Origin of the sequence: Sulfitobacter sp. W027 (assembly GCF_025143985.1) — a bacterium.
GTDB lineage: Bacteria > Pseudomonadota > Alphaproteobacteria > Rhodobacterales > Rhodobacteraceae > Sulfitobacter.
On sequence record NZ_CP083564.1, the window covers coordinates 1,483,975 to 1,510,678 of the forward strand.

Genomic DNA, 26,704 nt, shown 5'->3' on the forward strand with positions numbered 1-26,704 from the left:
GACCCATGGGCGCACTTTGGATTGCACATGTCACCGTCACCGACGAAGAGGCGTATAAGAAATACGCCGCCGGTGCGACCGAAGCGATTGCCGCCCATGGTGGCAAGTTCATCGCACGCGGCGGGCGTTTTGTTCAGCTTGAGGGTAAGGAGCGGCCCCGCAATGTAGTGGCGCGTTTTCCAGACGTTGAAACGGCAGAAAAATGCTATCACTCAGATGCTTACCAAGCGGCACTAAACCATGCGCGCGGCGCGTCTGAGCGCGAATTGATTATCGTCGAAACCGACGAATGATCTGAGCGGCCCCGCTTTAGCAAAAGGCGGGGCGCTTTAATTGCTCAGCGGGAACCAACCTTTGAAACTGAGGTTGAGCCCTATGAACCTCGACCGCATATCCGCCTTCGCCCATTGGTGCCGCCGCCATGTGGAAGTGACCACGCTCGCTTTAATGAGCCTTTCGATTATCGCAGTCTGGACCTTGGCGGAACTGACCGAAGAGGTCGTTGCTGGCAGCACCAGCAGCCTTGATCGCGACATTCTTTTATTCCTCCGAACCCCCGGCGATCTATCTGACCCCATCGGCCCTTGGTGGGTGGAGGAGATCGGGCGCGACCTGACAGCCTTGGGCGGCGTAGCGGTTTTGGTGATGACGACGGTGGTAGTCGCGGTCTTTTTCATGCTGCAGCGGCGGTGGTCCACTGCGCTTTATATCCTCGTGACCGTCGGCGGCGGGATCGTACTGAGCAGCATCGCCAAGGAATTTTTTGACCGTCCACGTCCCGACCTTGTGCCGCATGGATCGCTGGTGCACACGGCGAGCTTCCCCTCGGGCCATTCGATGATGGCCGCGGTGGCGTATTTGACCCTCGGGGCGATGGTGGCGCGGGCGCAAAAGCGATGGGCGCTCAAAGCCTATACGCTGGCTGTCGCCGTGATGCTCACTCTGCTGGTGGGCATGAGCCGGGTCTATATGGGGGTGCACTGGCCGACCGATGTGGCAGCCGGGTGGCTGGGCGGCGGTGCTTGGGCAGTGCTATGTCTGCTCGTCGCGCGCAGTCTGGCCAAGCGTGGGCATATCGAACAGGAGGCGAGCGATACTTAGCAACGCCTTGCGCTAACTCTCTCCGCACATAAAAACGGCAGCGCATCGTTCGGATGGGCTGCCGTTTTTCGTAATCTATGAGGCCACTTAGCCGGCTTTGGCCATCCGCTTACGCTCATGCGGGTCAAGGTAGCGCTTGCGCAGGCGAACGGCGTTTGGCGTCACTTCGACCAGCTCGTCATCGTCAATATAGGCGATGGCTTCTTCGAGGCTCAGCGACATTGGCGTGGTCAGGCGCACCGCTTCGTCAGTGCCCGAAGCGCGCACGTTGGTCAGCTTTTTGCCCTTCAGCGGGTTCACTTCAAGATCATTCTCGCGGCTGTGCTCACCGATGATCATGCCAGTGTAGACGTCAGCCTGCGCGCCGATCATCATCTTGCCGCGCTCTTCGAGGTTCCACAGAGCAAACGCCACCGAGGTGCCGTTTTCCATGGAGATCAGAACGCCCGCGCGACGACCCGGGATCGGGCCCTTGTGCGGGGCCCAAGAGTGGAAGACCCGGTTGATGACGCCGGTACCGCGCGTGTCGGTCAGGAATTCGCCGTGGTACCCGATCAGCCCGCGCGATGGGACATGCGCGATGATGCGGGTTTTGCCCGCACCGGCTGGCTTCATCTCGACCAACTCGCCTTTACGGGCGCCGGTGATTTTCTCGATAACCGCGCCGGAGTATTCGTCATCCACGTCGATGGTGGCTTCTTCGATGGGCTCGTGGCGGACGCCGTCGATCTCTTGAAACAGAACCTGCGGGCGGGAGATCGAAAGCTCAAACCCTTCGCGGCGCATGTTTTCGATCAGAACGCCCATCTGCAATTCGCCACGACCGGCCACTTCGAAAGCGTCGCCGCCCGGTGTGTCGGAGATTTTGATCGCGACGTTGGATTCGGCTTCTTTCATCAGGCGCTCGCGGATCACGCGGGACTGGACTTTCTTGCCGTCACGGCCCGCCAGCGGGCTGTCGTTGATGCCAAAGGTCACAGTGATGGTAGGCGGATCGATCGGCTGTGCCGGGATGGCTTCGCTAACCGATGCATCGGCCAATGTGTCGGCCACTGTCGCTTTGGTCATGCCCGCGATCGACACGATGTCACCCGCTTCGGCAAGTTCGATGGCAGTCTGCTCCAACCCGCGGAAGGCAAGGATTTTGGTGCAGCGGAAGTTTTCGATCAATGTGCCATCGCGCGACATTGCTTTGATGGTCTGGCCGGCTTTCAATGTGCCGGTTTCCACACGACCGGTCAGCAGACGGCCCAGGAACGGATCACCGCCAAGGGTGGTGGCCAGCATGGTGAAGGGCTTATCGGCGTTTTCAATCTGCTTGGGGGCAGGGACGTGCGTGAGGATCAGATCAAACAGCGCGTTCAGGTCTTTGCGCGGGCCATCAAGCTCGGCATCGGCCCAGCCGGAACGGCCAGAGGCGTACATATGCGGGAATTCAAGCTGCTCGTCCGTGGCGTCAAGGCTGGCAAAAAGGTCAAAGCATTCGTCGAGCGCGCGGTCGGGCTCGGCGTCGGGCTTGTCGACCTTGTTGAGCACGACGATCGGGCGCAGGCCCAGTTTCAGCGCCTTGGAGGTCACGAATTTGGTCTGCGGCATTGGGCCTTCGGCGGCATCCACCAGCAGGACCACACCGTCAACCATCGACAGGATGCGCTCGACTTCGCCACCAAAGTCGGCGTGGCCGGGGGTGTCGACGATGTTGATGCGGGTGTTGTTCCAGACGACCGAGGTCGGCTTGGCGAAGATGGTGATGCCGCGCTCGCGTTCCAGATCGTTGCTGTCCATGGCACGCTCAGTCGTGGCCTGGTTTTCACGATAGGTGCCGGATTGTTTCAGAAGCTCGTCTACCAGCGTCGTTTTGCCGTGGTCGACGTGAGCGATAATTGCGATGTTGCGCAGGTCCATTAAGTCAGCCTTTGGATAGGGGAGTGGCGCGCCAGCCTGAAGCTGCGCGAATAATTGCGCCGCCCATACCGCGCCCCGGCTGCAATTGCTAGCCCTAATGCCCGATGGATGCCGCTTGCGCGGTCCATCGCTGCGCGCCTGCCACTTTAATGGGTGGTCGTGCCGGAAAAGAGATGAATTATCAGAATGCCGGTGATGATAAAGCTCAGCCCGAGCAGGGCCGGACCATCAAGCCGTTGGTCAAAAAGTAAGTAGCCAATCGCTGCGATGCAGACGATGCCAAGGCCCGACCAAATGGCATAGACAATCCCAACCGGCATGACCTTTAGCGCCAGCGCCATGAAATAAAACGACACGAGATAGAACACGACCACCGCCACCGAGGGCCAAAGCCGGGTAAACTGCTGCGAGGCTTGCAACGCGGTCGTGCCGATGGTTTCCGCGATGATCGCGATGAACAGCCACAGGTAGTGCATGGGGGCGCGCCTTTATCAAAGGGGGAGTTGCGTGGTTTCCTTGATCTCTTCCATCACGAAACTGGCCGAGACATCCGAAAGCGGCACCCGGCGAATGAGATCTTGATACAATTGATCGTAACCCGCCATATCCGCAACCCGCGCCCGGATCAAATAGTCCAGATCCCCGGTCATGCGGTAGACACCAAGGATTTCGGGCATGGATTGCGTGGCTTTGGAGAACTTCTCAAGCCAGTCGGGCGCATGGGCGTTGGTGCGCACTTGGATGAAGACACTAAGGCCAAGGCCAAGTTTTGCGGCGTCCAAGAGGGTCACGCGGCCTTTAATAATGCCGGCCTTTTCCAACGTACGAATGCGCCGCCAGCAGGCGTTACGCGATAGGTTCACCGCCGCGCCAAGCGCTTCGAGCGATTGGGCCGCATCACGTTGCAGTTCGACCAATAAGCGCCGGTCAATTTCATCAAGTGTTGTCATCTAGGAAATCTGGCGGGAAGTTTTCCCATAGGCAAGTATATATCTGCACAGATTTGAGAAAACGTCACAGGGCTTTTGGTCTATTTTGATGCAAAGTCAGTTACAGGAGTTTTCCATGATCGCACGCATCTTCCTCGACCATCCCGCCAAGGTGGATGAGACATTCTTTGAACATATGGCCTTCGCGCTGAAGTTCTCGGGCCTGCTTTTTGCAGCGGCGGGTGCGGCACTGGTGCATGCGCTTATCCCCTGCCTGTTCGAGAAGACCGCCAGCGGGATCATCGCCAAGCTTTACGCGCGAACGCATAACCGGGGGCAGTAGGGGATTGAGGGCCAGCGGCTGCCCGCGGGTCGGCGATCAGAAGGCGCTTGTAGCTTGATCCCAACGGGCCTACGAAAAAAGGGGCCGCATCGCTGCGACCCCCTGTCATCTTGCATCGTGCCAGTTCAGCCCGCCAGCGCCTTGTTGAGGTTCTCATCCACCTTCTCCAAGAACCCCATGGTCGTTAGCCAGCCCTGATCGGGGCCAACCAACAGCGCGAGGTCTTTGGTCATGAAGCCCGCCTCGACCGTATCCACTACGACCTTCTCCAGCGTCTCGGCGAAGTTGATCAGCGCCGTGTTATCGTCCAGCTTGCCGCGGTGCTTCAGCCCGCCGGTCCAGGCGTAGATTGACGCAATGGAGTTGGTCGAGGTTTCCTCGCCCTTCTGGTGCTGGCGGTAGTGGCGCGTCACGGTGCCGTGGGCGGCCTCGGCCTCCACGATCTTGCCATCGGGGGTCATCAGCTGGCTGGTCATCAGACCGAGCGAGCCAAAGCCCTGCGCCACGGTGTCGGACTGCACGTCGCCGTCGTAGTTCTTGCAGGCCCAGACATAGCCTCCCGACCATTTCATAGCCGAGGCGACCATGTCGTCGATCAGACGGTGTTCGTACCAGATGCTCTTCTTTTTAAAATCCTCGGCAAATTCAGCGTCAAAGATCTCTTGGAACAGGTCTTTGAAGCGCCCGTCATAGGCTTTTAGAATTGTATTCTTGGTCGAAAGATACACAGGCCAGCCGCGGTTCAGACCGTAGTTAAAAGACGCGCGCGCGAAATCACGGATCGAATCGTCGAGGTTGTACATGGCCATGGTGACACCGGCGGAGGGCGCGTCGAAGACCTCTTTCTCGATGGTCTCGCCATCGTCGCCAACGAATTTGATCGTCAGCTTGCCCTTGCCGGGAAAACGGAAATCAGTGGCGCGGTATTGGTCGCCAAAGGCATGGCGACCCACGACGATCGGCTGGGTCCAGCCCGGCACAAGGCGCGGCACATTGCGGCAAATGATCGGCTCGCGGAAGATCACGCCGCCCAGAATATTGCGGATCGTGCCATTCGGGCTGCGGTACATGCGCTTGAGGCCAAATTCCTCAACCCGCGCTTCATCGGGCGTGATGGTCGCGCATTTCACGCCAACGCCATGTTTTTGGATCGCATGGGCCGCGTCGACGGTGATCTGATCGTCGGTCTCATCCCGGACTTCCATGCCGAGGTCGTAATACTTCAGGTCGACGTCGAGATAGGGCGTGATCAGCTTCTTCTTGATGAAATCCCAGATGATCCGGGTCATCTCATCGCCGTCGAGTTCGACGATGGGGTTTTCTACCTTAATCTTCGACATGACGAATTCCTTTGGTTGAGGATGCATTTGCCCGTGCTTTAGCCCATTCGGGGCCAGAGAGGAAGATCGTATACCATGGTATGCCGAAGGTCGCGCCTAGGCGCCGACCCCGGCGAAAAAGCTGCTGATGCGGGCGCGGGCGTAGGCCCAAAGGGCAGGGGCGCCAATGGCGATTTTGCTGCCCACCTTCTCTTCGATCTGCGCCTCTGAGACATTGTAGTCGGTCCAACTGCCACCGCCCGAGGCGAGGTTCTGCATGGGCGGCTGGAATCGATCGAGCGATTTGGCAAAGCGCGCTGAGGGGCTTTCGGCGGCTTCAAACTCTTCCCAAATCTCGCGCAGGTCATCGCGCAGATCGGGGGGTAGCAAGCCAAAGATCCGGTCGGCGGCGATTTGTTCCTGCGCTTCCATATCGGCAGCGTCGTAGTCGCCAAAGATCGGATTGTCGCCGGCGTCGATCTCAACAAGGTCGTGCAGGATCAGCATTTTAATGACGCGGTTGATGTCCACCCCCGGCCCGGCCTGATCGGCCAGTACCAGCGCATAAAGGGTCAGGTGCCATGAGTGTTCGGCAGAATTCTCCGCCCGGCTAGCATCGCACAGGGTGGTGCCGCGCAGGATGGTCTTGAGCTTATCGGCCTCGTTCAGAAAGGCGATCTGCTGGTCGAGCCGCTCGGTCATGCGCCTGCCTTGCCACGATGTTCGCGTAACTTGCGAGCGAGAAAGCCGCGCGCCTTGTCATTGGCCATCCGCGTACGGATGGCCGTCAAAAAGGCTTCTTCGAGCGTTTGCGACGAGGCGCCAAGCACCTCGCCGACTTCCATAAACAGCCGTTCTTCACCGGTCTCGGCCTGCACAGCGAGACATTCCTCGGCAAGCTTATTGGCCAGTTCGATAACGACCGCATCCGCCATCAGCGCGTGGATTCCGTCAGACGGCGTTTCACATAGTCACTGGTCGAGGTGATCAACGTGTCCATATGCGGCTCTTCAAAGAAGTGCCCGGCGCCTTCGACTTCCTGATGGGTGATCGTGATGCCTTTTTGCTCATGCAGCTTGCTGACCAGATTGGTCGTGTCCGCAGGCGGCGCCACGCGGTCGGCAGTGCCGTTGATGACCAGACCTGAGGCCGGGCAGGGGGCGAGGAACGAAAAGTCGTACATATTCGCGGGCGGCGAGACCGAGATGAAGCCGGTGATCTCAGGCCGGCGCATCAGCAGTTGCATGCCGATCCATGCGCCGAAGGAAAAACCAGCAACCCAGCAATGCTTGGAGTTGTTGTTCATCGACTGCAAGTAATCAAGCGCCGAAGCCGCGTCGGACAATTCGCCGATGCCTTGGTCGTATTCACCCTGGCTGCGGCCTACGCCGCGGAAGTTAAAGCGCAACACGGTGAAACCCATGTTGTAGAACGCATAGTGCAGGTTATAGACAACCTTGTGATTCATCGTGCCGCCGAACTGTGGATGCGGATGCAGCACGATGGCAATCGGGGCGTCACGTTCTTTTTGGGGGTGGTAGCGGCCTTCAAGGCGGCCTTCGGGTCCGGGAAAAATAACCTCGGGCATGGGTGTCCCTGTCTGGGGGTTCAAAGATCGCCGCGAATAGTTGACGAATTCGCTAGGCCACCTTAGAACGGTTCTAATCTGGTTCCGCGCAGTCTCGCGTGGATCAGTCTTTGGACTTAGGCATTTAAGCCGCCCACGTCAATCATATGGCACGGCGAATGAGGGTAAGACGATGAAGCTATCTACCAAAGGGCGCTATGCCATGGTCGCTTTGGCCGATATTGCCCTCCAACCTGAGGGCTCTCTCGTATCGCTGGGCGACATTGCAGAGCGGCAGTCGGTTTCTTTGCCCTATCTGGAACAGCTCTTTGTCAAATTACGCCGGGCCGAGCTGGTGAGCTCTGTGCGCGGCCCCGGTGGGGGCTACCGTTTGGCGCGCTCCCCTGTGGATATCCGCGTGGTGGATGTGCTGGCGGCGGTGGATGAGACGGTGGACGCGATGCATAAGGGCGCGGGTGCGTCCGGCGGGCTCTCGGGCAGCCGGGCGCAATCGCTGACCAATCGGCTATGGCAGGGGCTGAGCGCGCATGTCTATGTCTTTTTGCACCAGACCCGGCTGTCGGACGTGGTAGAAAACGAACTTGCCCCATGCCCCGCGGTGCCGAACCTTTTTGCTGTGGTGGACGACGCGTGAGAACCTATCTCGACCATAACGCCACCACGCCGTTGCGGCCCGAGGCGCGCGTGGCGATGATTGCGGCGATGGATTTGCCCGGTAATCCGTCTTCGGTGCATGCCGAAGGGCGGGCGGCCAAGGCGGTGGTCGAGCGTGCGCGCGCGCAGGTGGCGGAGTTGGTCGGATGTGATCCGGTGGATGTGATCTTTACCTCCGGTGCCACGGAGGCGGCGGCACTTGCCGCGTCTCTGGGCGCGCGTGTTGTGACGTCTGCGGTGGAACATGACGCGGTCTTGTCCTGGGGGCAGGCAGAGCGGTTAAACGTGGATGCGACTGGCATTTGGGACGGTGATCTGAGCGCCGTTGAGGATGCGGAGGTCGTCGCCCTGCAAGCCGCCAACAGTGAAACCGGCGTTTTGCAAAAGACCATGCCTTTGGCGCAGCAGTGCTGGGCGATGGACAAAACACCCTTCGTGCTGGTCGATGCCGTACAGGCGCTTGGTAAGACGCGGTTCAAGATGGCCACCTCCGGCGCGGATTTTATCCTTGTTTCGGCCCATAAACTCGGCGGGCCGAAAGGCATCGGCGCATTGATTGTCAAGCGGGGCATAGATGTGGCGGCGCAGCTGCGTGGGGGCGGGCAGGAAATGGGCCGCCGCTCTGGCACCGAAAATATCCCCGGAATCGCGGGCTTTGGTGCCGCGGCCGAAGCTGCAGTGGCGGATGTGGCCGCGGGGCGGTGGGAAGAGGTAGCTGAACGGCGCGATTTGCTGGAAGCAACCCTTGCAGATGCTTCAAGTCTGACTATTTTTGTAGGGAAAGATGTGCCGCGCCTGCCCAACACGTCTTGCATCATCACGCCCGGCTGGAAAGGCGAGACTCAGGTGATGCAGATGGACCTTGCAGGTTTTGCCATTTCAGCCGGGTCGGCCTGCTCCAGCGGCAAGGTGCGCGCCAGTGCCGTATTGCGCGCCATGGGCTTTGATGAAACACAGGCCGCCAGCGCGATCCGGGTGTCGCTGGGTCTGAACACCACCCGGGAAGATGTCTTGCGGTTCGCGTCGAGCTGGATCGCAAAAATGAAAAAGCACGAAACGCGGGCCGCCTGAGCGCCCCCACGGAAAGGAACGAGACCTTGGATAATGTGACCCTGAAAGAAAAAGATGGCGTCAAGGAAGGCGTCGACCAGGAGACCGTGGACGCCGTGCGCGAAGTTGGCGGCAAATACAAATACGGCTGGTCCACGGATATTGAGATGGATTACGCCCCGATGGGGCTGAACCCCGATATCGTGCGTCTGATCTCGGAGAAGAACGAAGAACCCGAGTGGATGACCGAGTGGCGTCTGGCGGCCTATGACCGCTGGCTGACCAAGAAAGAGCCCGATTGGGCGATGGTCGATTACCCCGAGATCGACTTCCAGAAGCAGTATTACTATGCCCGGCCCAAGAGCATGGCGGTCAAGCCGAAATCGCTCGATGACGTCGATCCGAAGTTGCTTGATACCTACAAGAAGCTGGGCATCCCGCTGAAGGAACAGATGATCCTTGCCGGTGTCGAGGGCGCCGAAGATGCACCTGCCGAGGGCCGCAAAGTGGCTGTGGATGCGGTGTTCGATTCCGTTTCCGTTGGCACAACCTTCCAAGAGGAACTGAAGAAGGCCGGCGTGATCTTCTGCTCGATTTCGGAAGCGATCCGCGAATACCCCGATCTGGTGAAGAAGTACCTTGGCTCGGTCGTGCCGGTTTCGGACAACTTCTACGCCACGCTGAACTCCGCCGTTTTCTCCGACGGGTCCTTTGTCTACGTCCCGCCGGGCGTGCGCTGCCCGATGGAACTGTCGACCTATTTCCGCATCAACGCCGAAAACACCGGCCAGTTTGAGCGGACGCTGATCATCGCGGACAAGGGCTCTTACGTGAGCTACCTCGAAGGCTGCACCGCGCCTCAGCGGGACGAGAGCCAGCTTCACGCGGCCGTCGTCGAGATCATCATCGAAGAAGACGCCGAAGTGAAATACTCCACCGTTCAGAACTGGTATCCCGGTGATGAAAACGGCAAGGGCGGCATCTATAACTTCGTGACCAAACGCGCCGATTGTCGGGGCGACCGGGCCAAGGTGATGTGGACGCAGGTCGAGACCGGCTCTGCCGTGACGTGGAAATACCCCTCCTGCATCCTGCGCGGTGACGACAGCCAGGGCGAGTTCTACTCCATCGCCATCGCCAACAACATGCAGCAGGCCGACACCGGCACTAAGATGATCCACCTTGGCAAGCGCACCAAGTCGCGCATCGTGTCCAAGGGCATCTCGGCGGGCAAGGCGCAGAACACCTACCGGGGCCTCGTTTCGATGCACCCTAAGGCCAAGGAATCGCGCAACTATACCCAGTGTGACAGTCTGTTGATCGGCTCGGAATGTGGGGCGCATACCGTGCCTTACATCGAGGTCAAGAACAACTCGAGCCGCGTGGAGCATGAGGCGACGACCTCCAAGGTGGACGACGACCAAATGTTCTACTGCCGCTCGCGTGGCATGGACGAGGAAGAGGCCGTCGCCCTCGTAGTGAACGGGTTCTGCAAGGACGTGCTGCAAGCGCTCCCCATGGAGTTCGCCATGGAGGCACAGGCGCTTGTAGCGATCTCGCTCGAAGGCTCCGTCGGCTGATGAGCCTTGATGCGGCGCATACTCCCCTCCGCCTGCACTGGTGGAAGGCGCAGCCGAACTTCGGCGATGCGCTGAGCCCGCTGATCCTGAGCCATGTCTCAGGGCGGCGGGTGGTGCATGCGTCGGTGGATGAGGCCGAGGTCTTTGCGCTTGGGTCGCTCCTACAGATCGTGCGGCGCAATTTTGATACGCCGCGCGAAGGGGCAAAGCCTGTGATCTGGGGGAGCGGCTTGCTGCGGCCCCCGGGCGGGCGCGGATTTTTGAAGAACGTCGAGGTTGCGCTGCTGCGCGGGCCGGTGACCGCGGCGCTGCTGGGGATCGAGACCGATGCCTTTGGCGATCCGGGGCTGCTGGTGAACGAGGTGTTGCCCAGCGACGCGCCACGCGCCGACAAGATCGGCATCGTGCCGCATCACACGCTGGCGGATGACCCGGAGCTTCTGGACCTCGTGGCCTCGGACAGCGCCTATGTGCTGATCGATCCGCGTGACCCCGCCGAGCAGGTCTGCGCCGCCATCGCCTCCTGCGCCCATGTCTTTGCCTCCTCCCTGCACGGGCTGATCACGGCGGATGCCTATGGCGTGGCGAACACCTGGGTTGCGCCCGAAGGACAGGGCCGTCTCAAGTTCCACGACTATGCTGCTTCTGTAGGCCGTTCCATGCGCGCACCGCTTGCTGTGAGCGACATCGCCAACGCTCCAAAACCCGACGCGCCGCTTTCCTATGAGGACGGCATCAATGCCTGCCGCGCAGCGCTGGTGGACAGCTTTCCCGCCGCGCTCTGCGCCCGTCAGGGGGCGGCATGAACTTTAACACGCAGGGGCAAGCCCCTGTTCAAAAACCGAAATAATGACAATTGCGGCGCGACGTGGCGCCAGAAGGAGACCGAAATGCTGAGCATCAAAAACCTGCACGTGAAACTGGAAGAAGAGGACAAGCAGATCCTCAAAGGCGTCGATCTGGAAGTCGAAGCCGGCAAGGTGCATGCCATCATGGGGCCGAACGGCTCGGGCAAGTCCACGCTGAGCTATGTGCTGTCGGGCAAAGACGGCTACGAAGTCACCGAAGGCTCCGCCACGCTCGAAGGCAATGACCTGTTGGAACTGGAACCAGAAGAGCGCGCTGCAGCGGGCCTCTTCCTTGCTTTCCAGTATCCGGTCGAAATCCCCGGCGTCGGTAACATGACCTTCCTGCGCACCGCGGTAAACGCTCAGCGCAAGGCCCGCGGCGAAGAGGAAATGTCGGCGGCTGACTTCCTCAAGGTGATCCGCGCCAAGGCGAAGGACCTTAAGATCGACGCCGACATGCTCAAGCGCCCTGTCAACATGGGCTTCTCGGGTGGTGAGAAAAAGCGCAACGAAATCCTGCAGATGGCGATGCTTGAACCAAAGATGTGCATCTTGGACGAAACCGACTCCGGTCTTGATGTGGACGCGATGAAATTGGTCGCCGAGGGCGTCAACGCATTGCGTACCGAAGGCCGTGGCTTCCTCGTGATCACCCACTACCAGCGCCTGCTGGACCATATCAAGCCAGACGTCGTGCACATCATGTCCGACGGCCGCATTATCAAGACCGGCGGACCCGAGCTGGCGCTTGAAGTCGAAAACAACGGTTACGCCGACATCCTCTCCGAGGTGGTGTAATGGCCGAAGCGAAACTGCAAGAAACCGCAACCGAAGCGATGATCGCGTCGCTGAGCATGCCACAGGGTGGCTGGGCGCAGACGGCGCGTGAAGACGCGCTGGCGCGGGTCCGGTCCATGGGCCTGCCACAGCGCCGTGATGAATATTGGAAGTTCACCCGCCCGGATACGCTGACACAGGCCGAGGCACTGCCTGCCGCAGTTTTCGACCACGGCGATGCGCCGTTGTTTGACAGCACCGACCGTCTGAGGATTGTCTTCGTCGATGGCGTGTTCGACGCGGAAGCCTCCGATGACCTTTCGCTGGAAGGAGTAAAGATCGAGCGTTTGGCCGAATCCAATACCGATCTGCACTGGGCGCGCGACCTCTATGGGACGCTGGAAAAGAACGGCCAGACCCCGGTCGCACGGCCCCTCGCGGCGCTGAACACAGCCTTCGCCACGGATGGTGTGTTGATCCATGTCACCGGCAGCCCAAGCAAACCGATCAATCTGGTTTATCAACACAAATCAGAGACTTCTGACGCGATGTTGCATCATTTGGTAAAGCTCGACGCCGGGGCCGAAGTGACCCTATTGGAAAACGGCCCCGCCGCTGCACGCTTCAACACAGTGATGGAAGTTGAGGTGGCCGACACCGCGCGCTTCCACCACGTCCGCGCACAGGGCCGCGACCATGAACGCCGTGCGGCGACGCATCTGTTTACCCGCCTCGGCACCGAATCCCTGTTCAAGAGCTTCACCGTCACTGTCAACGGCGCGATGACGCGCAATGAATGCGTGATCGAACTGACCGGCGATGATGCCTCGGCCCATGTGGCGGGTGCCTGTGTCGGCGATGGTGATTTCCACCACGATGATACGGTTTTCATCACCCATGACGCGGTGAACTGCGAGAGCCGTCAGGTCTATAAGAAGGTGCTGCGCAACGGCGCAACCGGCGTGTTCCAAGGCAAGATCCTCGTCAAAGAAGGCGCGCAGAAGACCGATGGCTACCAGATCAGCCAGTCGCTGCTGCTGGATGGCGACAGCCAGTTCCTCGCCAAGCCGGAGCTCGAAATCTACGCTGACGACGTGGCCTGCTCGCATGGGTCCACATCGGGCGCGATCGACGAGGAGGCGTTGTTTTATCTGCGCGCGAGGGGTGTGTCGCACAACGAGGCCACCGACCTTCTGACCCTCGCTTTCCTCGCCGAAGCGGTTGAGGAGATCGAAGCCGAGGGTCTGCGCGAGGAGATCAACGGGCGTCTCAGCTCGTGGTTGGAGCGTCGTAGCAGCTGATGGCTGTGACCAGCGATATCGTGGCGACCTATCGCGGCCCCGGCAAAGTGATGTCGGGGCTGCTGGCGCAAGGCCGCAACGAAGTGCGCTTGCTGATGTTCGCGCTGATGGCGGGGCTGCTGATTTTCGTGGCCCTGTCTCCGTACCAGGCGCGTGCGGCGCATCTTGATCCCGAAGGCCCACTCTCGGTCCGGCAGTATTGGAGCGCGTTCTTCTGGATCTTCTTGATGCCGCTGCTGCTCTACGGCTTTGCCGCGATGATCTGGGCGATCAGCCGCATCGCGGGGCAGCGGCTCACCGGCTATGCGGTGCGGTTGACCTTGGTTTGGTCGCTCCTCGCCTCGTCGCCGATCCTGCTGCTGCTGGGCCTTTCGCTTGGCTTCATCGGGCCGGGCCTTCAGGCCCAGATCGTGGGGCTGGTCTGGTTGGCGGTGTTTTTCTGGTTCTGGGTTTCGGGCCTCCTTGCGGCGCAGCGGGGTTGAGATGAACAGTGAAACCTTGATCCCGCTGGTGCAGACTACGCTGCGCGCCCCCCGCGCGGCGGCCCAGCATATCGCTGCTCTGCCTTTGGGGCGTGAGGTAATCTGGACCGCGCTTGCTTTGGTGGCGGCGCTTAACGCGCTGGTGATTTCTGCCATGTTCGCCATTGCGCCGCCGGCCATGGCCTTGCCCGGCTATTTCCAATCGCCCCTGATCCTCTTTGCGCTGCTGGTGGGGCTGATGCTGCTTTATGTCCATGCGTTGTCTTGGGTTGGCCGGGCGATGGGCGGGCAGGGCGCGGTCGAGCCGCTCTTGGCCGCTGTTGTGTGGCTACAAGCGCTGCGGCTTTGCGCGCAACTGGGGATCTTGCTGCTGACATTGGCATTGCCGCCTGTCGCGCTGCTGGCCTCTTTCGTTGTTACTTTTTGGGGTCTTTGGATCTTGCTGAATTTCGTGGCCGAACTGCTGCATCTGCCGGGGCTGTTGCATGCCGCCGCCGTGCTGGCGGGGGCCGCGCTTGGGGTCTTGCTGGGTCTTGGCCTCTTGCTGTCTTTGATCGGGCTCACTGCCCAAGGAGTTTAAGTCATGTTCGACGTTGAAGCCGTCCGGGCGCAGTTTCCGATCCTTGGCCGTGAGGTGAATGGCAAGCCGCTGGTCTATCTCGACAATGGCGCATCGGCGCAAAAGCCGCAGGTTGTGATCGACGCGATCACCCAAGCCTACGCCCAAGAATACTCCAATGTTCATCGTGGCTTGCACTACCTTTCTAATTTGGCGACTGACAAATACGAAAGCGTGCGTGGCACGGTTGCGCGTTTTCTCAATGCCGGATCGGAAGATGAGATCGTGCTGAACACCGGTGCGACCTTGGGGATCAACACCGTCGCCTATGGCTGGGCAATGCCGCGGATGCAGGCGGGTGATGAGATCGTTCTGTCGGTAATGGAACATCATGCCAATATCGTGCCATGGCATTTCCTGCGCGAACGCCAAGGCGTGGTGCTGAAGTGGGTCGATGTGGACGCCACGGGCGCGTTGGACCCACAGGCGGTAATCGATGCCATCGGGCCGAAGACCAAACTGGTTGCAATTTCTCATCTTTCCAATGTCTTGGGTACCAAGGTTGACGTGAAAGCCATCACAGCGGCGGCGCATGAGAGAGGCGTTCCGGTGCTGGTCGACGGCTCACAGGGCGCGGTGCATATGCCGGTGGATGTGCAGGACATTGGCTGCGATTTCTATGCCGTCACCGGGCACAAGCTCTATGGCCCCTCGGGCTCTGGCGCCATCTATATCAAGTCCGAGCGGATGGCCGAGATGCGCCCCTTCATCGGGGGCGGTGACATGATCCGCGAGGTCACGAAAGACGCGGTGAGCTACAACGACCCGCCGATGATGTTCGAGGCTGGCACGCCCGGTATCGTTGCCACCATCGGCCTTGGTGTGGCGTTGGATTTCATGATGGATCTGGGGATGGAGAATATCGCTGCGCATGAAGACGATCTGCGCGACTACGCCGTTTCACGTCTCGGCGGTCTGAACTGGCTGAACCTGCAGGGCACGACGCCCGACAAAGCGGCCATCTTCAGCTTTACATTGGACGGTGCGGCCCATGCCCATGACATCTCAACCGTGCTTGACAAAAAGGGCGTTGCGGTGCGGGCAGGGCACCATTGCGCGGCACCCTTGATGACACATCTCGGCGTTTCGGCCACCTGCCGCGCGTCCTTTGGCATGTACAACACCCGCGCCGAGGTCGACACATTGGTTGATGCGCTTGAGTTGGCGCATGATCTTTTTGCCTGAGCCCATTTTCGCCGCCCCCGCACCCTGATTTCCCATTGCAGGGGCGGCGCGCTCTGGCTATACCGCCTCTCAGTGGACCCTTAGCTCAGCTGGATAGAGCGCTGCCCTCCGAAGGCAGAGGCCAGAGGTTCGAATCCTCTAGGGTCCGCCATCTTTCCCGATATCGTTACGCGTCATCTCTTCGCCCCCGAGTGTTCGAACGGGATCACTTCGTTTCGTTCAAATGGCTCGGCAGCTTGCCCGAGGGCTGTCTCTGGCTGCGGTACGGGAAAGTGATAGTCACATAAAAAGACCCCGCGCAGCGATGCTGACGGGGTCTTTTAGGAAGCGTGAGTAGCTTACCGGCGGCGGCGTCCGCCGGTGCGGCCTGCGCGGCCCCGGCCTTCGTGACCGGCTTTGGGGGCAACCTTGTTGAACTCGATCCAAGCGCTGCCGTGGGGGTCACGGTCAAAGAGGAAGTTGGCGGCACGGATCGCCTCCATCTCTTTGCCCGGACGGGGTTTGGTGGAGCCGAGGTTGAAGAGCGTCGCGAAGGTCTCGTCGTCCATCTCTTCGGGTAGGATGATGCCAGCTGCGGACATTTCAGCGCGTTTTTCGGCGATCTTGACCGCGTTCAGCGGCACCGCGACCGGGTTCATAATGGCGCTTGTCATGCCAGCACCCATCGCCATCGGCAGGAAGGCGTTGTTGATCCCGTGGCGGTTGGGCAGACCGAAAGAAATGTTCGACGCACCGCAGGTGGTGTTCACGCCCAATTCCTCACGCAAGCGGCGCACGAGGGTGAAGACCTGATGGCCCGCTGTCGCCATCGCGCCGATTGGCATGACCAGCGGATCGACGACGATGTCATGCGCCGGGATGCCAAAATCGGCGGCGCGTTCGACGATTTTTTTCGCCACAGCGAAGCGTACGTCTGGATCTTCAGAGATGCCGGTGTCGTCATTTGAGATCGCCACCACCGGCACGTTGTATTTCTTGACCAGCGGCAGCACGAGTTCGAGCCGCTCTTCTTCACCGGTGACGGAGTTCAGCAGCGGGCGGCCCTCGCAGGCCTCAAGACCCGCTTCCAGCGCGCCGGGGACCGAACTGTCGATACAGATTGGCGCATCGACGGCGTTTTGCACCACTTTGATTAGTTCCGGCATCAGCATCGGCTCGACAAAGTTGTTGTCGGCGTAGCGAGGGTCTTCGGCCATCTTGTTGGAGAAAACCGCGCCCGAGTTCACATCCAGCACCGTGGCACCTGCGGCGACTTGTGCAATGGCATCGGCCTCAACTCTAGAAAAATCGCCTTGCTCAAGCTCTTGGCTAAGGATCTTGCGGCCTGTGGGGTTGATCCTCTCTCCGATCACGCAAAACGGCTCGTCAAAGCCGATGATGGCGGTCTTGGTCTTGGATTCGATGACGGTTCTGGTCATGTAATTTCCTTTAGGCTGCGTCGGCGGGCACCCCAGAGGCGCCGCCGTTTTCTTGGACCCATGTGGCGCTGGTCTTGATCCCGCCGAGCGGGAACAGATGCACATGGGTAATGTTAAAGTCCGGGTGTGCTGCCTTGTAGGCGGCCAATTCACTGATCACATCTGCGGGCTCATAGGGCAACAGCAGCTTGGTGACATCCATCGCGCGTTTCTGCAGCACCTTGAGCGAGGGCCCGACACCGCAGGCGATGGCGAATTTGATCAGCGTTTGCAGTTTGGCGGGCCCTGCGATGCCGATGTGAATGGGTAGGGTGATGCCTGCGGCCTTAAGGCTGTCGGCCCATTCGATGATCGGCTGCGCTTCAAAGGCGAACTGCGTGGCGATGGCCATCTCCGCATCGGTGCGGCTTTGGAAATCGTTTTTCCATTGCAGCGCGGCATCGACGTTCAAGCGGCCCCCGTCGGCGTCGATGTCGCGGTTGCCTTCGGGATGGCCCGCCACATGCAGTCGTGTGAAGCCAGCCTCATCGAATAGTCCCGTTTCCATCAGCTGCATGGAGTCGCTGAATTCCCCCACGGGAGCGGTAACACCGCCCGCCAGCAGCAGCGCCTGGCGCACGTCTGCCTCTCCTTGATAGCGGGCGATCCAATCGGCCAGCGTCGCGCGATCCTTGATGATGCGGGCCGGGAAATGCGGCATGACCTTGAAGCCATCGGCGTTCAGCCGCGCGGCGGTGGCGACCATATCCTCGATCGGTGTGCCGTCGATATGGGCGATATAGACGCGGGTGCCTTCGGGCAGCAGGACGCGGAAATCCTCGACCTTCTCGGCGGTGCGGGGCATCACCTCGATCGAATAATCTTTCAATAGCGCCTCAACTTCGGCCACCGGCGCCTGTGGGGCGGGCGTTTCTTTCTTGCGGAAGTTTAAAAGTGCCATGAGCGTGTCCTTGATCATAGGGCTGGCAGGCTATGCCCAGCCGTCGTTGTTAATCAGTTGCTTAATACGGTCGCGGTCGTATTCCGCATCGATCCGGGCAGCTTCGGCGTCGGCGATGGCATCAGGATCGCCCTCAACCTCAAAGGGCTCCGCCTTGCGCCATTCCGCCAGATAGGCGTCGGTATCCTCGGCGCCAATCTTCATTGCCGCGCGGTCGATCGCCTGTTCAAAGCGTTCGGGCAGCTGGCGTTTGGAGCCACGGCGGCCCTTGCCGACGATGACCTGAGCCGGAATATCGCGCCAATAAACGATCGTGACTGCGGGCATGGGAAGATTCCTCCGGTCCGGTTTAAGCCTGTCTAACGAGCGTCGCGGTCAGGACAGGGCCGTTTTTCGACGAAACACGACCCATCCGCGACTTGGGGTGGTGATAACGCATCGGGCGGGCCATCACGAGGGCTCTGCGCCCCCATTATTCTCAAGATGATTGTGAGCCGGGGCCAAAGAATACGCCGCGGAAAATGGCCCAAGCCGCCGCGACCTCTTGCACCGGCACTGCGCAGAGAATACCTTGGGGACAACTCGATATGAAAGGCGCGTAACCATGGCGCCACAGCGTCCCAAAGGTGCGGGTGCGCTCGATAAGGACATTCCGGCTCTGAGCCCCGCGCCAGTTCCGCCCAGATCTAATGAGCTATATGCGGCCCTAGATCTGGGTACAAATAGCTGCCGCATGTTGATCGCCCAGCCTCGTGGCAGCGGTTTCCATGTGGTGGACAGTTTCTCAAAATCGGTCCAATTGGGTGCCGGTTTAGAAAAAACCGGGCGGTTGTCGCGCGGATCGATGGCGCGCACCATTCAGGCATTGCGTATTTGCCAGCAGAAACTGCGGCGTAACAAGGTGCAGAACATGCGTCTTGTGGCGACAGAGGCTTGCCGCCGCGCACATAACGGCGCGGAGTTCATGCGCCGTATCCAGCGCGAAACCGGCCTCAAGCTTGACATCATCCGCCCCGAGGAAGAAGCCCAGCTTGCCGTGATCTCCTGCGCGCCGCTGGTGAGCCGCAGGACGGAAAACTTGCTGGTCGTTGATATCGGCGGTGGTTCAACCGAACTGGTCTGGATCGACATCTCCAAAGTGCCGCGGGCTGATCGCGCGCGGTCGATCATGCGGCTGCAGGGTGGGTTCAATCAGGCTAAATCCGATGTGCCCTCGGCGCGGGTTGTGGATTGGATCAGCGTGCCCCTGGGCGTGGCGACCCTGCGCGATCAATTTTCCGACGTAGAGGATGACGCCGCGCGGTTTGCTCTGATGAGCTGGTTTTTTGAAGAAAACCTCACCGATTTCACGCCCTACCAGACGATCCAGTCGCAAAAGCGGTTCCAGATCGTCGGCACCTCGGGCACCGTGACCACCGTAGCGGCGAGCCACTTGAACCTGAAACGCTATGACCGCACCAAGGTCGACGGCCTTAGCATGACAAGCGCGCAGATCGATAAGGTGATCCATTCTTATATCGCGATGGGACCGGGCGGACGACGCGCGGATCCCCGGATCGGGCAGGATCGGGCCGCGCTAATCATGTCGGGGGCTGCGATTTTGCAGGCGCTGATGCGCTGCTGGCCGACCGACAGGCTGTCAGTTGCGGATCGCGGTCTGCGCGAAGGCCTGCTATATGCACAGATGAGCGCCGATGGCGTATTAGAAGAAGGGGTCTTTTGATGGCCAAGACACCGGACGGAAAGAATACCTCAGGGCGCGGTCAGCGTGACCTGAAGGTCAAGGTGAAATCTGCACGCGGGCGCAAACTGAGTTCAACCCGCTGGCTGCAGCGGCAGTTGAACGATCCTTACGTCAAACGCGCGCAGGCCGAAGGCTATCGCGGGCGGGCAGCCTATAAAATCATGGAATTGGATGACAAATTCCGCTTCCTCGTGCCGGGTGCGCGGATCGTTGACCTTGGCGCGGCGCCGGGCGGCTGGTGTCAGGTGGCCGTCAAACGCTGTAATGTGCTGGGCGAGCGGTCGGGAAAACAGGTGGGCACCATTCTCGGCGTCGACCTGCAAGAGATGGAGCCGATTGCCGGCTGCGAATTGCACCAGCTTGATTTCATGGAAGACGACGCGGACCTGAAGGTTAAGGAATGGCTCGGCGGCAAGGCCGATGTTGTGATGTCGGACATGGCTGCCTCCGCGTCGGGGCATAAGCAGACGGATCACTTGCGGATCATCGCGCTCTGCGAAGCGGCGGCCTATTTCGCCTTCGATGTCTTGGAAGAGGGTGGCACTTTCGTGGCCAAGGTTCTGGCCGGTGGCGCAGAGGGTGAGTTGCAAAAGCTGCTGAAGCGCCGCTTTACCAAGGTCGCCAATATCAAACCCCCGGCGAGCCGTGCGGATTCCTCGGAGAAATTCGTGGTAGCCACCGGGTTCAAGGGTGAAGAGACCTGAGCAGCGGTGCCGTTCATGAGGCGTAAACCAATCGACAGCTAGGGTGCAGTCCTCCCGCGGTCCTTTGGCCGCTCACCTCATGAGGACTCCCCGATGCTACGACACCTACCAATTGTATCGCTCATCTTCGTCCTGTGTTCAGGTCTCAGGGTAACTGCGTCCGAAGTCCCGTGGGCAATCAACGATTACATCGACCGGGAGCTGATGACGTGGGTGAATGACGCGCGCATTGTAGATGCGATTGCAGAGCAGAATCTGCGACACCGTCAGATGAACATCCTAGCGGCAGCGCCCGGAGCGGCGTTAGGGCATGCTATCAAGACATCGCAGGCAAAGGCCCCCTCGGTCGCGGCCTTTCTAAAGGCCCAGATCGCCCGTGCTGAGGGTCAGATCGCCGAGGTGACGTTGCTGGACGCCTATGGGCTGACCGTGGTCACCAGCGGCACGGCCTCGGTTTATTTTAAAGGCGGGAAACCAAAAAGCAGCAATCGTTTCGCGCCGCCATCGGGGGTGTTCGTGATCGATCAAGTCGCCGTCGACGAGAGCACAAAGGCCCATCAAAGCCGCGTGTCGATGCCCATTACAGAGCCGTCGAATGGCGCGATCATTGGGGTGATCACGGTCGAATTGGAAGCCGCCGCCTTCTTTTGATGCCGCCACTTCCGCGCGCGCAATCTGGCCCAGAAGCCATTGCGTTCTGCAGGCGGCGCAGGGGCAAGGGACCGCACTGCAGCCTGTCGCAGTTCGTCCATCATGGTTTGATCCACAGGCTGCTGGGCGGGCAGGGCAAGCCGCGCCGTTGTTTGTGCTGCCCGCTCGGCGTGGCACAGCATCTCAAACAGATGGCGATGCCGGTTCATTTCCTCGGGTTCAGGGTTCTGGGACATATCGGGCTTTCGCGGCGTTTAGCTTGGCCTAAGTTCGGCGTTTATCTAAAAAGCCCGGCAAATAGGGCGTTCCTGAGGGGGTAGGAAGGCAGGGGTATGGAAACAATTAGCATAAAAGGCTCATTTCGCACCCAAAGCACTGCGGTCACACCTCGCCCGGACGGCACGGCAGAGCATCTGCAAGCGTGAAGAACCAACGCCGTGTCCTCCATGAATGTCTCTTTCAAGGAAGAAAAGAGCCGCAATCATGCGCCGGTGTCGCGACGCTGCGGCAGCCTCCCAGCCCTTCAGCCGCGCCAGGAAGGAGCAGGCTGCCTTACTCGAACTCCATCTGCTCAAACACGCGGCCCGCGTTTTTCGTCGCCAGTTCCTCGAATGTGTCGAGCCCCGCATAGGGCGATTGATCTACGTAGTAAGCCTCCGCCAACCCGCCCCCCTCCTCCAGATGCGCGCCGATCTTACCGCGCAGGTAGACAAGGTAATCCCGCGTATAGCGCCGCACCTGATCCATACTCGTTGGATGCCCATGACCGGGGATCACATAGGTCGCCTCAAGCGGTTCAAACGCGGTTTCCCATGTCTCGATCCATTCAGCGGTCATCGTGTCGGGAAAAATCGGCAGCATGCGTTCGTGAAAAGCCATATCGCCCGAGATGACGAGGCGCTGTTTCGGCAGCCAGATCACGATGTCGCCCGGGCTATGCGCGGGGCCTAGATAGCGCGCTTCGATCCGGAAATCGCCCATCTCGACGGTATATTCATCTTCGAAGGTCTCGGTCGGCAGTTGGACCTCGGTGCCTTCGGCGCGGTCGCGGTTGTAGCGTTTCATCCCGTCCAGAATACTGCCGCCAAAGCTTTCGACTTCATGCGCCGCGTCCACATGGGCGACGATGGGCACGCCCTGTTCCGCCCAATAACTGTTGCCCAAGACCGCATGGCCCTGACCGTTCTCGTTGAACACCAGCTTTACCGGCTCATCGGTCACGGCCTTAATCTCTTCATGCAGCGCCTTGGCCAGACCGTAGGCCGCGCCGCCATTGATGACGACCACGCCTTCGCCGGTCACGATAAAGCTTAGGTTGTTGTTATGGCCCGCGTTTTCATAGGTGGGCGGGGCCGTCGCGCCGATGGCGGAAAAGACACCGGGGATGACTTCATAGGGTTTGTCATAGAGCAAGGAGCCGGGGTATTTGTCGGCGATATCTTCACTGGCCATGACGCCCGTGGCGATGATCAGGGTGGTCGTGAGTAATATTTTCTTCATTGCTCTGTCCCTAGGAAACGATAGCTGTCGCCATCCCGTTCAACACGGCCCAACCCACCATTCGGCAGGTGGAACCCCATGAGCAACATCTGTTCATGCGAAAGCCGATCCAGCAGGCGCTCGCGGGTCTGTGCGCCAAGCTCCGGGTCTTGATCCGACCCGCTGGCCCAGCCGGGTCGGGCGAAGGCAAGATGGTGGTTACCAATGGCATCGCCGCCGATCATCAGCGCCTCACTGCCGCCCACCACGAATGACATATGTCCCGGCGTGTGGCCAAAGCTTGCTTGGGCCGTGATGCCGGGCAAGACTTCCTCGCCATCGGAGAAATGGCTCACCCGGTCCTCAATCGCCTCCAACCGCCGCGCGGCCCCAGCGGCAAAGGCGGCCCGGGCGGCACCGATTGTGTCAACGGTTGCCGGATCGCGCCAATAATCCCATTCAACCTGACCCATGTGATAGCTGGCATTGGGGAAGACCAAATCGTCAAAATCATCCAGCACGCCCCAGAGGTGATCCGGGTGGCCGTGGGTAAAAATTACATCTGTCACCGCCTCCGGCGCAACGCCAACTGCCTCAAGACTATCCAGCAGCACCCCGGCAGAGGGCATGAAGGCGGGACCTGAGCCTGCGTCGAACAAGACCACGCGTTCCGCATCGCGCAGAAGGGTCAGGTTGCAGGGCGGCTCTAACTGATCTAGGGGCAGATCGAACGGCGCTAAGGCCTGCGCCAGGTCCTCCTGCGGCAACCCGTCGAAGAAAAAGCTGCGCGGCAGAACAAGATTGCCATCGCTCACGCTGACAAACTCATAGTCACCGATCTGGGCAGAGGTCGTGGCAAAGGCACGCAACGGCCCATGGGCGAGGGCAGCACCGCCCATTCCGGCCAGCACCATCCGTCTGTTGATTTGCATTTTCTCCCCTCCCGCCATTCATTCCGATTCGTGAATATAATCATCCCCCCGCGCTGCGGGCACAAGGGAGAATAACCCACCGTGAGTTAGGCCTTAAAAACAAAGCAGCTATGCATGATCGTGGCTTGCATCGCGGGGCGGGGTTCTGTCTACGGGGGCACTACCCGAAACCTACGCCAATCCGGACAGAAAATGACTGATAACAAGACACAAGGCGCCTCGATTGCCTTTGAAAAGGTCGGAAAGGCCTTTACCAAAGCGGGCGGGACGACTGTGAACGCGCTTGAGGGAATCTCCCTTGAGATCGCGCCCGGCTCCATCACCGGGATCATCGGGCGTTCGGGGGCGGGCAAGTCGACGCTGCTGCGTATGGTAAACGGGTTGGAACGTCCCACTTCTGGTAAGGTGCTGGTCGGTGGCCAAGATGTAAGCGCTGCCAAGGGCGGCACGCTGCGCGCAATCCGCCGTGACGTGGGCATGATTTTTCAACATTTTAACTTGCTGTCTTCCCGGACGGTGGCAGGCAATATCGCGCTGCCGCTCGAAGTCGCCGGGGTGTCGGGGGCGCAGATCAAATCGCGGGTCGCAGACCTCATCGAACGGGTTGGGCTTAGCGCGCAGGCGGGCCGCTATCCAGCGGAGCTTTCGGGCGGCCAGAAACAACGCATCGGCATCGCCCGCGCGCTGGCGACCGGGCCGAAAGTGCTTCTCTCGGATGAGGCCACATCGGCTCTGGACCCTGAGACCACCCAGACGGTTCTGGCGCTGCTGAAAGACATTAATCGCGATCTGGGGCTGACGATCTTGCTGATCACCCATGAGATGGCCGTGGTCCGCGACATCGCAAGCCATGTGGCCGTGATCGACGCGGGCCGGATCGTTGAACATGGCGCGACCTATGATATCTTCACCGCGCCGCAACATGCGACGACCCGGTCCTTCCTTTCGGGCGTGACCGGTGTCACCCTGCCAGCTTTCGTCAAAGACCGCCTGACCCAAACCGCACCCGCGACGGGCGGCGAAGAGGTGATCCGCGTGACCTTTGCCGGCGCACATGCCACCGACCCAATGCTGGCGCGGCTGACGCAGGATATGGGCATCCCGGTCAACATCCTTGCGGGCGCGGTGGAAGAGATCGGCACGCGGCCCTTTGGCAATCTTTTGGTGTCGCTGCCCGTCGCGCAGGCGGCCCAAGCGCGCGCCTTTTTGGAACAACACGGGCTTTTGACGGAGGTGCTGGGCTATGTCCGCTAATCTCATTAACCTTCTAATCGAAGCGACGGGGCAGACGCTCTATATGGTTGCTATCTCAGCGATCCTTGGCACAGTCCTCGGCCTGCCGCTGGGGCTGTTTCTGGCCACTTCGCAGCGCGGAGAACTGCTCTCTGCGCCTTGGGTGAACAAGGTGCTTGGGCTGGTGGTGAACGCCACGCGCTCCGTGCCGTTTATCATTCTCGTGGTGGCGATCATCCCTTTCACGCGCATGGTCGCGGGCACCTCCATCGGCACCACTGCGGCCATCGTGCCGCTGACCATTGCAACGGTTCCCTTCATTGCGCGGCTGGTGGAGAACGCAATTCGTGAGGTCGATTCCGGCTTGATTGAAGCCGCACGTGCCATGGGGGCGACCCCGCTGCAGATCATCCGCAAGGTGCTGCTGCCCGAAGCCTTGCCCGGGATCACGCTGGGCCTGACCCTCGCCATCGTGAGCCTGATCGGCTATTCCGCGATGGTTGGAGCCGTAGGCGGCGAAGGTCTGGGCGATCTGGGTATTCGTTATGGATACCAGCGGTTTATGCCTGATGTGATGGCGATCGTCGTGATCATCCTCATCGTTTTGGTGCAGCTTGTTCAATCCATTGGGGAACGTATCGCCAGTGCCGTGGACAAGCGCGCAAGCAAAAGCGGCGGGCAATAAGTTCCCGCTTTCTCCCACCACTGATCTTTCAACTTAAGGAGACTACTATGCTTCGTCTTACAACTCTTACCTCCGTTCTGGCGCTGATGGCCACGGGCCTCGCTGCCGAAGAAATCAAAGTCGGTGTTTCCCCCGGCGAACATGCCGAGATTATGGAAGAAGTGGCCCGCATCGCCGAGCCGATGGGGCTGGACATCGACGTGATCGAATTTTCGGATTATGTCGTGCCGAACCAAGCGCTGGCCGATGGCGATATCCAAGCCAACTCCTTCCAGCACGTGCCCTATCTGGAAGCGCAGATGAAGGACCGCGGCTTTGAGCTGAGCGTCGTTGGCAACACGATCACCACCCCGATGGGCGTCTACTCGGAAAAGATCACCGACATCGCCGATCTCGAAGAAGGTGCGACTTTCGGCATCCCGAATGACCCCACCAACGGTGGCCGCGCTTTGCTGGTTCTGCAGCAACTGGGCATGATCAAGGTTGATGAGGCCGCCGGTCTGGTGCCGACCGTGCTCGACATCACCGAGAACCCCAAGAACCTGTCTTTTAAGGAACTTGACGCCGCTCAATTGCCACGTTCTTTGGCCGATCTGGACGCGGCCTTGATCAACACCAACTACGCGATTGCTTCTGGTCTCAGCCCAAAAGAAGATTCCATCGCGATGGAAAGCGCCGATAACCCGTATGTGAACGTCATCGCCGTGCGCAAAGGCGACGAGGAAGCCGCATGGGTAGAGACGCTGCTCAAAGCCTACCATTCCGATGAGGTTAAAGCCTTTATCGATGAGAGCTATCAGGGCACTGTTATTACCTCTTGGTAAGGCCGCGCCTAACGCGAGAAACGACAGACTTGACCCGCTGCAGGCGGGTCAAGATCACCATGGCCTTGCAAGGCTGACGATTTGTGGCGACTAAACTCCCTATTTGTTCAGGTTGAGTTCGACAGTCTGCAAAAACCGTTAGATTTCTATTTACGAAATTCGCCTTAGTATTCCCGACGTTTGCAAAGGGACCAGGCGCTGCGGTTAAATTTCACGCGAACTTATTAACATTGTAATTATGTTGCGCTGCGGCGTGAGAAATTTGTTGAAAAGTTCAATTTCACTCGTATCGTGAAATCGTGAGGGATTTTTTCACATGACCCGGGGCTTGCCCCTCCTGATATCCGACAGGGGCCAATGGTCGCGAAACATGTGAACTGGACGTTCAATGAGAAGACGCGACCATAATAAAC

30 protein-coding genes and 1 tRNA gene are annotated in these 26,704 nt (G+C 59.9%); 19 read left to right on the top strand and 12 right to left on the bottom strand.

Translation table 11 applies throughout. The features are described 5' to 3' along the window. Nucleotides 1-5: 5 nt before the first annotated feature. The gene (locus K3759_RS07265; RefSeq protein WP_259985310.1) at nt 6-293 is read left to right on the top strand and encodes a DUF1330 domain-containing protein; all 288 of its coding nucleotides are present in this window, start codon (nt 6-8) and stop codon (nt 291-293) included. 82 nt (nt 294-375) lie between these two features. Continuing rightward, nucleotides 376-1,101, top strand: a complete 726-nt coding sequence (locus K3759_RS07270; protein WP_259985311.1) for a phosphatase PAP2 family protein — start codon at nt 376-378, stop codon at nt 1,099-1,101. Nucleotides 1,102-1,188: 87 nt separating this feature from the next. Here K3759_RS07270 and typA read toward each other — a convergent pair whose 3' ends face one another. The 3 genes from typA to K3759_RS07285 form a co-directional block, all read right to left on the bottom strand. After that, complete coding sequence (gene typA / locus K3759_RS07275; RefSeq protein WP_243263037.1) at nt 1,189-3,006, bottom strand: translational GTPase TypA; 1,818 nt, start codon at nt 3,004-3,006, stop codon at nt 1,189-1,191. 146 nt (nt 3,007-3,152) lie between these two features. Then, nucleotides 3,153-3,482 carry a multidrug efflux SMR transporter gene (locus K3759_RS07280; protein ID WP_093926315.1) on the bottom strand — a complete coding sequence of 110 codons (330 nt, stop codon included), beginning with the start codon at nt 3,480-3,482 and terminating at the stop codon, nt 3,153-3,155. A gap of 15 nt (nt 3,483-3,497) precedes the next feature. Beyond that, a complete protein-coding gene (locus K3759_RS07285; RefSeq protein WP_259985312.1) occupies nt 3,498-3,956 on the bottom strand; it encodes an Lrp/AsnC family transcriptional regulator in 459 nt (152 codons plus the stop codon). A gap of 115 nt (nt 3,957-4,071) precedes the next feature. On the opposite strand from K3759_RS07285, the gene K3759_RS07290 reads away from it, so the two are divergent. Beyond that, nucleotides 4,072-4,278, top strand: coding sequence for a DUF6356 family protein (locus K3759_RS07290; protein WP_093926313.1), 207 nt, complete (start codon nt 4,072-4,074; stop codon nt 4,276-4,278). Between the two features lie 125 nt (nt 4,279-4,403). Here K3759_RS07290 and K3759_RS07295 read toward each other — a convergent pair whose 3' ends face one another. From K3759_RS07295 to K3759_RS07310, 4 genes are all read right to left on the bottom strand, one after another. Further along, on the bottom strand, nt 4,404-5,618 hold the full coding sequence (locus K3759_RS07295) for an NADP-dependent isocitrate dehydrogenase (RefSeq protein ID WP_259985313.1): 1,215 nt from the start codon (nt 5,616-5,618) through the stop codon (nt 4,404-4,406). A gap of 96 nt (nt 5,619-5,714) precedes the next feature. Further along, nucleotides 5,715-6,299 (bottom strand): HD family hydrolase, encoded by a 585-nt coding sequence (locus K3759_RS07300; protein WP_259985315.1) that lies wholly within the window; start codon nt 6,297-6,299, stop codon nt 5,715-5,717. Then, nucleotides 6,296-6,532: a hypothetical protein gene (locus K3759_RS07305; protein ID WP_093926310.1), complete on the bottom strand. Its 237-nt coding sequence runs from the start codon at nt 6,530-6,532 to the stop codon at nt 6,296-6,298. Before K3759_RS07305 ends, K3759_RS07300 begins: the two co-directional genes overlap by 4 nt. Next, entirely contained in the window at nt 6,532-7,185 is a 654-nt protein-coding gene (locus K3759_RS07310; protein WP_093926309.1) for an alpha/beta hydrolase, read from the bottom strand. Before K3759_RS07310 ends, K3759_RS07305 begins: the two co-directional genes overlap by 1 nt. A gap of 172 nt (nt 7,186-7,357) precedes the next feature. Between K3759_RS07310 and K3759_RS07315 the strand changes: the two genes are divergently transcribed. From K3759_RS07315 to K3759_RS07360, 10 genes are all read left to right on the top strand, one after another. Next, nucleotides 7,358-7,819 carry an Rrf2 family transcriptional regulator gene (locus tag K3759_RS07315; RefSeq protein ID WP_259985316.1) on the top strand — a complete coding sequence of 154 codons (462 nt, stop codon included), beginning with the start codon at nt 7,358-7,360 and terminating at the stop codon, nt 7,817-7,819. Then, nucleotides 7,774-8,910, top strand: coding sequence for a cysteine desulfurase family protein (locus tag K3759_RS07320; protein WP_259985317.1), 1,137 nt, complete (start codon nt 7,774-7,776; stop codon nt 8,908-8,910). Before K3759_RS07315 ends, K3759_RS07320 begins: the two co-directional genes overlap by 46 nt. A 35-nt stretch (nt 8,911-8,945) precedes the next feature. Further along, nucleotides 8,946-10,469: a Fe-S cluster assembly protein SufB gene (gene sufB, locus K3759_RS07325; protein WP_409202514.1), complete on the top strand. Its 1,524-nt coding sequence runs from the start codon at nt 8,946-8,948 to the stop codon at nt 10,467-10,469. Then, on the top strand, nt 10,469-11,275 hold the full coding sequence (locus K3759_RS07330) for a polysaccharide pyruvyl transferase family protein (RefSeq protein WP_259985319.1): 807 nt from the start codon (nt 10,469-10,471) through the stop codon (nt 11,273-11,275). Before sufB ends, K3759_RS07330 begins: the two co-directional genes overlap by 1 nt. Nucleotides 11,276-11,359: 84 nt before the next feature. Then, nucleotides 11,360-12,115, top strand: a complete 756-nt coding sequence (sufC, locus tag K3759_RS07335) for a Fe-S cluster assembly ATPase SufC (RefSeq protein WP_259985321.1) — start codon at nt 11,360-11,362, stop codon at nt 12,113-12,115. After that, on the top strand, nt 12,115-13,395 hold the full coding sequence (locus tag K3759_RS07340; RefSeq protein ID WP_259985324.1) for a SufD family Fe-S cluster assembly protein: 1,281 nt from the start codon (nt 12,115-12,117) through the stop codon (nt 13,393-13,395). The genes sufC and K3759_RS07340 overlap by 1 nt, the downstream gene beginning before the upstream one ends. Then, entirely contained in the window at nt 13,395-13,877 is a 483-nt protein-coding gene (locus K3759_RS07345) for a YIP1 family protein (protein WP_259985326.1), read from the top strand. Before K3759_RS07340 ends, K3759_RS07345 begins: the two co-directional genes overlap by 1 nt. A gap of 1 nt (nt 13,878) precedes the next feature. After that, complete coding sequence (locus K3759_RS07350; protein WP_259985327.1) at nt 13,879-14,457, top strand: YIP1 family protein; 579 nt, start codon at nt 13,879-13,881, stop codon at nt 14,455-14,457. 3 nt (nt 14,458-14,460) lie between these two features. Continuing rightward, nucleotides 14,461-15,681, top strand: a complete 1,221-nt coding sequence (locus K3759_RS07355; RefSeq protein WP_259985328.1) for a cysteine desulfurase — start codon at nt 14,461-14,463, stop codon at nt 15,679-15,681. A 74-nt stretch (nt 15,682-15,755) separates the two neighbouring features. Beyond that, nucleotides 15,756-15,832: transfer RNA gene (locus tag K3759_RS07360), tRNA-Arg, on the top strand. A 187-nt stretch (nt 15,833-16,019) separates the two neighbouring features. Here the strand turns inward: K3759_RS07360 and K3759_RS07365 are convergent. Genes K3759_RS07365 through K3759_RS07375 form a run of 3 tightly spaced genes read right to left on the bottom strand, consistent with a single transcriptional unit; the run spans nt 16,020 to nt 18,366 of the window. After that, entirely contained in the window at nt 16,020-17,099 is a 1,080-nt protein-coding gene (locus tag K3759_RS07365; RefSeq protein WP_259985329.1) for a methyltetrahydrofolate cobalamin methyltransferase, read from the bottom strand. A 10-nt stretch (nt 17,100-17,109) separates the two neighbouring features. Continuing rightward, nucleotides 17,110-18,039, bottom strand: a complete 930-nt coding sequence (locus K3759_RS07370; protein ID WP_259985330.1) for a methylenetetrahydrofolate reductase — start codon at nt 18,037-18,039, stop codon at nt 17,110-17,112. A gap of 30 nt (nt 18,040-18,069) precedes the next feature. Beyond that, nucleotides 18,070-18,366, bottom strand: a complete 297-nt coding sequence (locus tag K3759_RS07375; RefSeq protein ID WP_259985331.1) for a virulence factor — start codon at nt 18,364-18,366, stop codon at nt 18,070-18,072. A 277-nt stretch (nt 18,367-18,643) separates the two neighbouring features. Here K3759_RS07375 and K3759_RS07380 point away from each other — a divergent pair, with 277 nt between their 5' ends. The 3 genes from K3759_RS07380 (at nt 18,644) to K3759_RS07390 (ending at nt 21,138) form a co-directional block, all read left to right on the top strand. Beyond that, nucleotides 18,644-19,762, top strand: coding sequence for a Ppx/GppA phosphatase family protein (locus K3759_RS07380; protein WP_259985332.1), 1,119 nt, complete (start codon nt 18,644-18,646; stop codon nt 19,760-19,762). Further along, nucleotides 19,762-20,487, top strand: a complete 726-nt coding sequence (locus tag K3759_RS07385) for an RlmE family RNA methyltransferase (RefSeq protein WP_259985333.1) — start codon at nt 19,762-19,764, stop codon at nt 20,485-20,487. The genes K3759_RS07380 and K3759_RS07385 overlap by 1 nt, the downstream gene beginning before the upstream one ends. Before the next feature lie 93 nt (nt 20,488-20,580). Next, nucleotides 20,581-21,138 carry a hypothetical protein gene (locus K3759_RS07390; protein ID WP_259985335.1) on the top strand — a complete coding sequence of 186 codons (558 nt, stop codon included), beginning with the start codon at nt 20,581-20,583 and terminating at the stop codon, nt 21,136-21,138. A 552-nt stretch (nt 21,139-21,690) separates the two neighbouring features. Here K3759_RS07390 and K3759_RS07395 read toward each other — a convergent pair. Both K3759_RS07395 and K3759_RS07400 read right to left on the bottom strand, forming a co-directional pair. Then, nucleotides 21,691-22,638 (bottom strand): MBL fold metallo-hydrolase, encoded by a 948-nt coding sequence (locus tag K3759_RS07395; protein ID WP_259985337.1) that lies wholly within the window; start codon nt 22,636-22,638, stop codon nt 21,691-21,693. Then, a complete protein-coding gene (locus K3759_RS07400; RefSeq protein WP_259985339.1) occupies nt 22,635-23,549 on the bottom strand; it encodes an MBL fold metallo-hydrolase in 915 nt (304 codons plus the stop codon). Before K3759_RS07400 ends, K3759_RS07395 begins: the two co-directional genes overlap by 4 nt. A gap of 192 nt (nt 23,550-23,741) precedes the next feature. On the opposite strand from K3759_RS07400, the gene K3759_RS07405 reads away from it, so the two are divergent. The 3 genes from K3759_RS07405 to K3759_RS07415 are packed head-to-tail and all read left to right on the top strand — an operon-like array spanning nt 23,742 to nt 26,291. Then, on the top strand, nt 23,742-24,803 hold the full coding sequence (locus K3759_RS07405) for a methionine ABC transporter ATP-binding protein (protein WP_259985341.1): 1,062 nt from the start codon (nt 23,742-23,744) through the stop codon (nt 24,801-24,803). Continuing rightward, nucleotides 24,793-25,467 (top strand): methionine ABC transporter permease, encoded by a 675-nt coding sequence (locus K3759_RS07410; RefSeq protein WP_259985342.1) that lies wholly within the window; start codon nt 24,793-24,795, stop codon nt 25,465-25,467. The genes K3759_RS07405 and K3759_RS07410 overlap by 11 nt, the downstream gene beginning before the upstream one ends. 47 nt (nt 25,468-25,514) lie before the next feature. After that, complete coding sequence (locus tag K3759_RS07415) at nt 25,515-26,291, top strand: MetQ/NlpA family ABC transporter substrate-binding protein (RefSeq protein WP_259985343.1); 777 nt, start codon at nt 25,515-25,517, stop codon at nt 26,289-26,291. Nucleotides 26,292-26,704 lie beyond the last annotated feature (413 nt).

What these genes read in the sequence shown, in the direction of transcription:
- K3759_RS07330 (WP_259985319.1), top strand. Translation starts at nt 10,469, where the DNA reads ATGAGCCTTGATGCGGCGCATACTCCCCTCCGCCTGCACTGGTGGAAG.
- K3759_RS07315 (WP_259985316.1), top strand. Translation starts at nt 7,358, where the DNA reads ATGAAGCTATCTACCAAAGGGCGCTATGCCATGGTCGCTTTGGCCGAT.
- K3759_RS07265 (WP_259985310.1), top strand. Translation starts at nt 6, where the DNA reads ATGGGCGCACTTTGGATTGCACATGTCACCGTCACCGACGAAGAGGCG.
- K3759_RS07295 (WP_259985313.1), bottom strand. Translation starts at nt 5,618, where the DNA reads ATGTCGAAGATTAAGGTAGAAAACCCCATCGTCGAACTCGACGGCGAT.
- K3759_RS07290 (WP_093926313.1), top strand. Translation starts at nt 4,072, where the DNA reads ATGATCGCACGCATCTTCCTCGACCATCCCGCCAAGGTGGATGAGACA.
- K3759_RS07270 (WP_259985311.1), top strand. Translation starts at nt 376, where the DNA reads ATGAACCTCGACCGCATATCCGCCTTCGCCCATTGGTGCCGCCGCCAT.
- sufC (WP_259985321.1), top strand. Translation starts at nt 11,360, where the DNA reads ATGCTGAGCATCAAAAACCTGCACGTGAAACTGGAAGAAGAGGACAAG.
- K3759_RS07395 (WP_259985337.1), bottom strand. Translation starts at nt 22,638, where the DNA reads ATGAAGAAAATATTACTCACGACCACCCTGATCATCGCCACGGGCGTC.
- K3759_RS07355 (WP_259985328.1), top strand. Translation starts at nt 14,461, where the DNA reads ATGTTCGACGTTGAAGCCGTCCGGGCGCAGTTTCCGATCCTTGGCCGT.
- K3759_RS07375 (WP_259985331.1), bottom strand. Translation starts at nt 18,366, where the DNA reads ATGCCCGCAGTCACGATCGTTTATTGGCGCGATATTCCGGCTCAGGTC.
- K3759_RS07280 (WP_093926315.1), bottom strand. Translation starts at nt 3,482, where the DNA reads ATGCACTACCTGTGGCTGTTCATCGCGATCATCGCGGAAACCATCGGC.
- K3759_RS07380 (WP_259985332.1), top strand. Translation starts at nt 18,644, where the DNA reads ATGGCGCCACAGCGTCCCAAAGGTGCGGGTGCGCTCGATAAGGACATT.
- K3759_RS07400 (WP_259985339.1), bottom strand. Translation starts at nt 23,549, where the DNA reads ATGCAAATCAACAGACGGATGGTGCTGGCCGGAATGGGCGGTGCTGCC.
- K3759_RS07300 (WP_259985315.1), bottom strand. Translation starts at nt 6,299, where the DNA reads ATGACCGAGCGGCTCGACCAGCAGATCGCCTTTCTGAACGAGGCCGAT.
- K3759_RS07285 (WP_259985312.1), bottom strand. Translation starts at nt 3,956, where the DNA reads ATGACAACACTTGATGAAATTGACCGGCGCTTATTGGTCGAACTGCAA.
- K3759_RS07385 (WP_259985333.1), top strand. Translation starts at nt 19,762, where the DNA reads ATGGCCAAGACACCGGACGGAAAGAATACCTCAGGGCGCGGTCAGCGT.
- K3759_RS07370 (WP_259985330.1), bottom strand. Translation starts at nt 18,039, where the DNA reads ATGGCACTTTTAAACTTCCGCAAGAAAGAAACGCCCGCCCCACAGGCG.
- K3759_RS07310 (WP_093926309.1), bottom strand. Translation starts at nt 7,185, where the DNA reads ATGCCCGAGGTTATTTTTCCCGGACCCGAAGGCCGCCTTGAAGGCCGC.
- K3759_RS07340 (WP_259985324.1), top strand. Translation starts at nt 12,115, where the DNA reads ATGGCCGAAGCGAAACTGCAAGAAACCGCAACCGAAGCGATGATCGCG.
- K3759_RS07320 (WP_259985317.1), top strand. Translation starts at nt 7,774, where the DNA reads ATGCCCCGCGGTGCCGAACCTTTTTGCTGTGGTGGACGACGCGTGAGA.
- K3759_RS07390 (WP_259985335.1), top strand. Translation starts at nt 20,581, where the DNA reads ATGCTACGACACCTACCAATTGTATCGCTCATCTTCGTCCTGTGTTCA.
- K3759_RS07405 (WP_259985341.1), top strand. Translation starts at nt 23,742, where the DNA reads ATGACTGATAACAAGACACAAGGCGCCTCGATTGCCTTTGAAAAGGTC.
- K3759_RS07350 (WP_259985327.1), top strand. Translation starts at nt 13,879, where the DNA reads ATGAACAGTGAAACCTTGATCCCGCTGGTGCAGACTACGCTGCGCGCC.
- K3759_RS07410 (WP_259985342.1), top strand. Translation starts at nt 24,793, where the DNA reads ATGTCCGCTAATCTCATTAACCTTCTAATCGAAGCGACGGGGCAGACG.
- K3759_RS07415 (WP_259985343.1), top strand. Translation starts at nt 25,515, where the DNA reads ATGCTTCGTCTTACAACTCTTACCTCCGTTCTGGCGCTGATGGCCACG.
- K3759_RS07305 (WP_093926310.1), bottom strand. Translation starts at nt 6,532, where the DNA reads ATGGCGGATGCGGTCGTTATCGAACTGGCCAATAAGCTTGCCGAGGAA.
- K3759_RS07345 (WP_259985326.1), top strand. Translation starts at nt 13,395, where the DNA reads ATGGCTGTGACCAGCGATATCGTGGCGACCTATCGCGGCCCCGGCAAA.
- typA (WP_243263037.1), bottom strand. Translation starts at nt 3,006, where the DNA reads ATGGACCTGCGCAACATCGCAATTATCGCTCACGTCGACCACGGCAAA.
- K3759_RS07365 (WP_259985329.1), bottom strand. Translation starts at nt 17,099, where the DNA reads ATGACCAGAACCGTCATCGAATCCAAGACCAAGACCGCCATCATCGGC.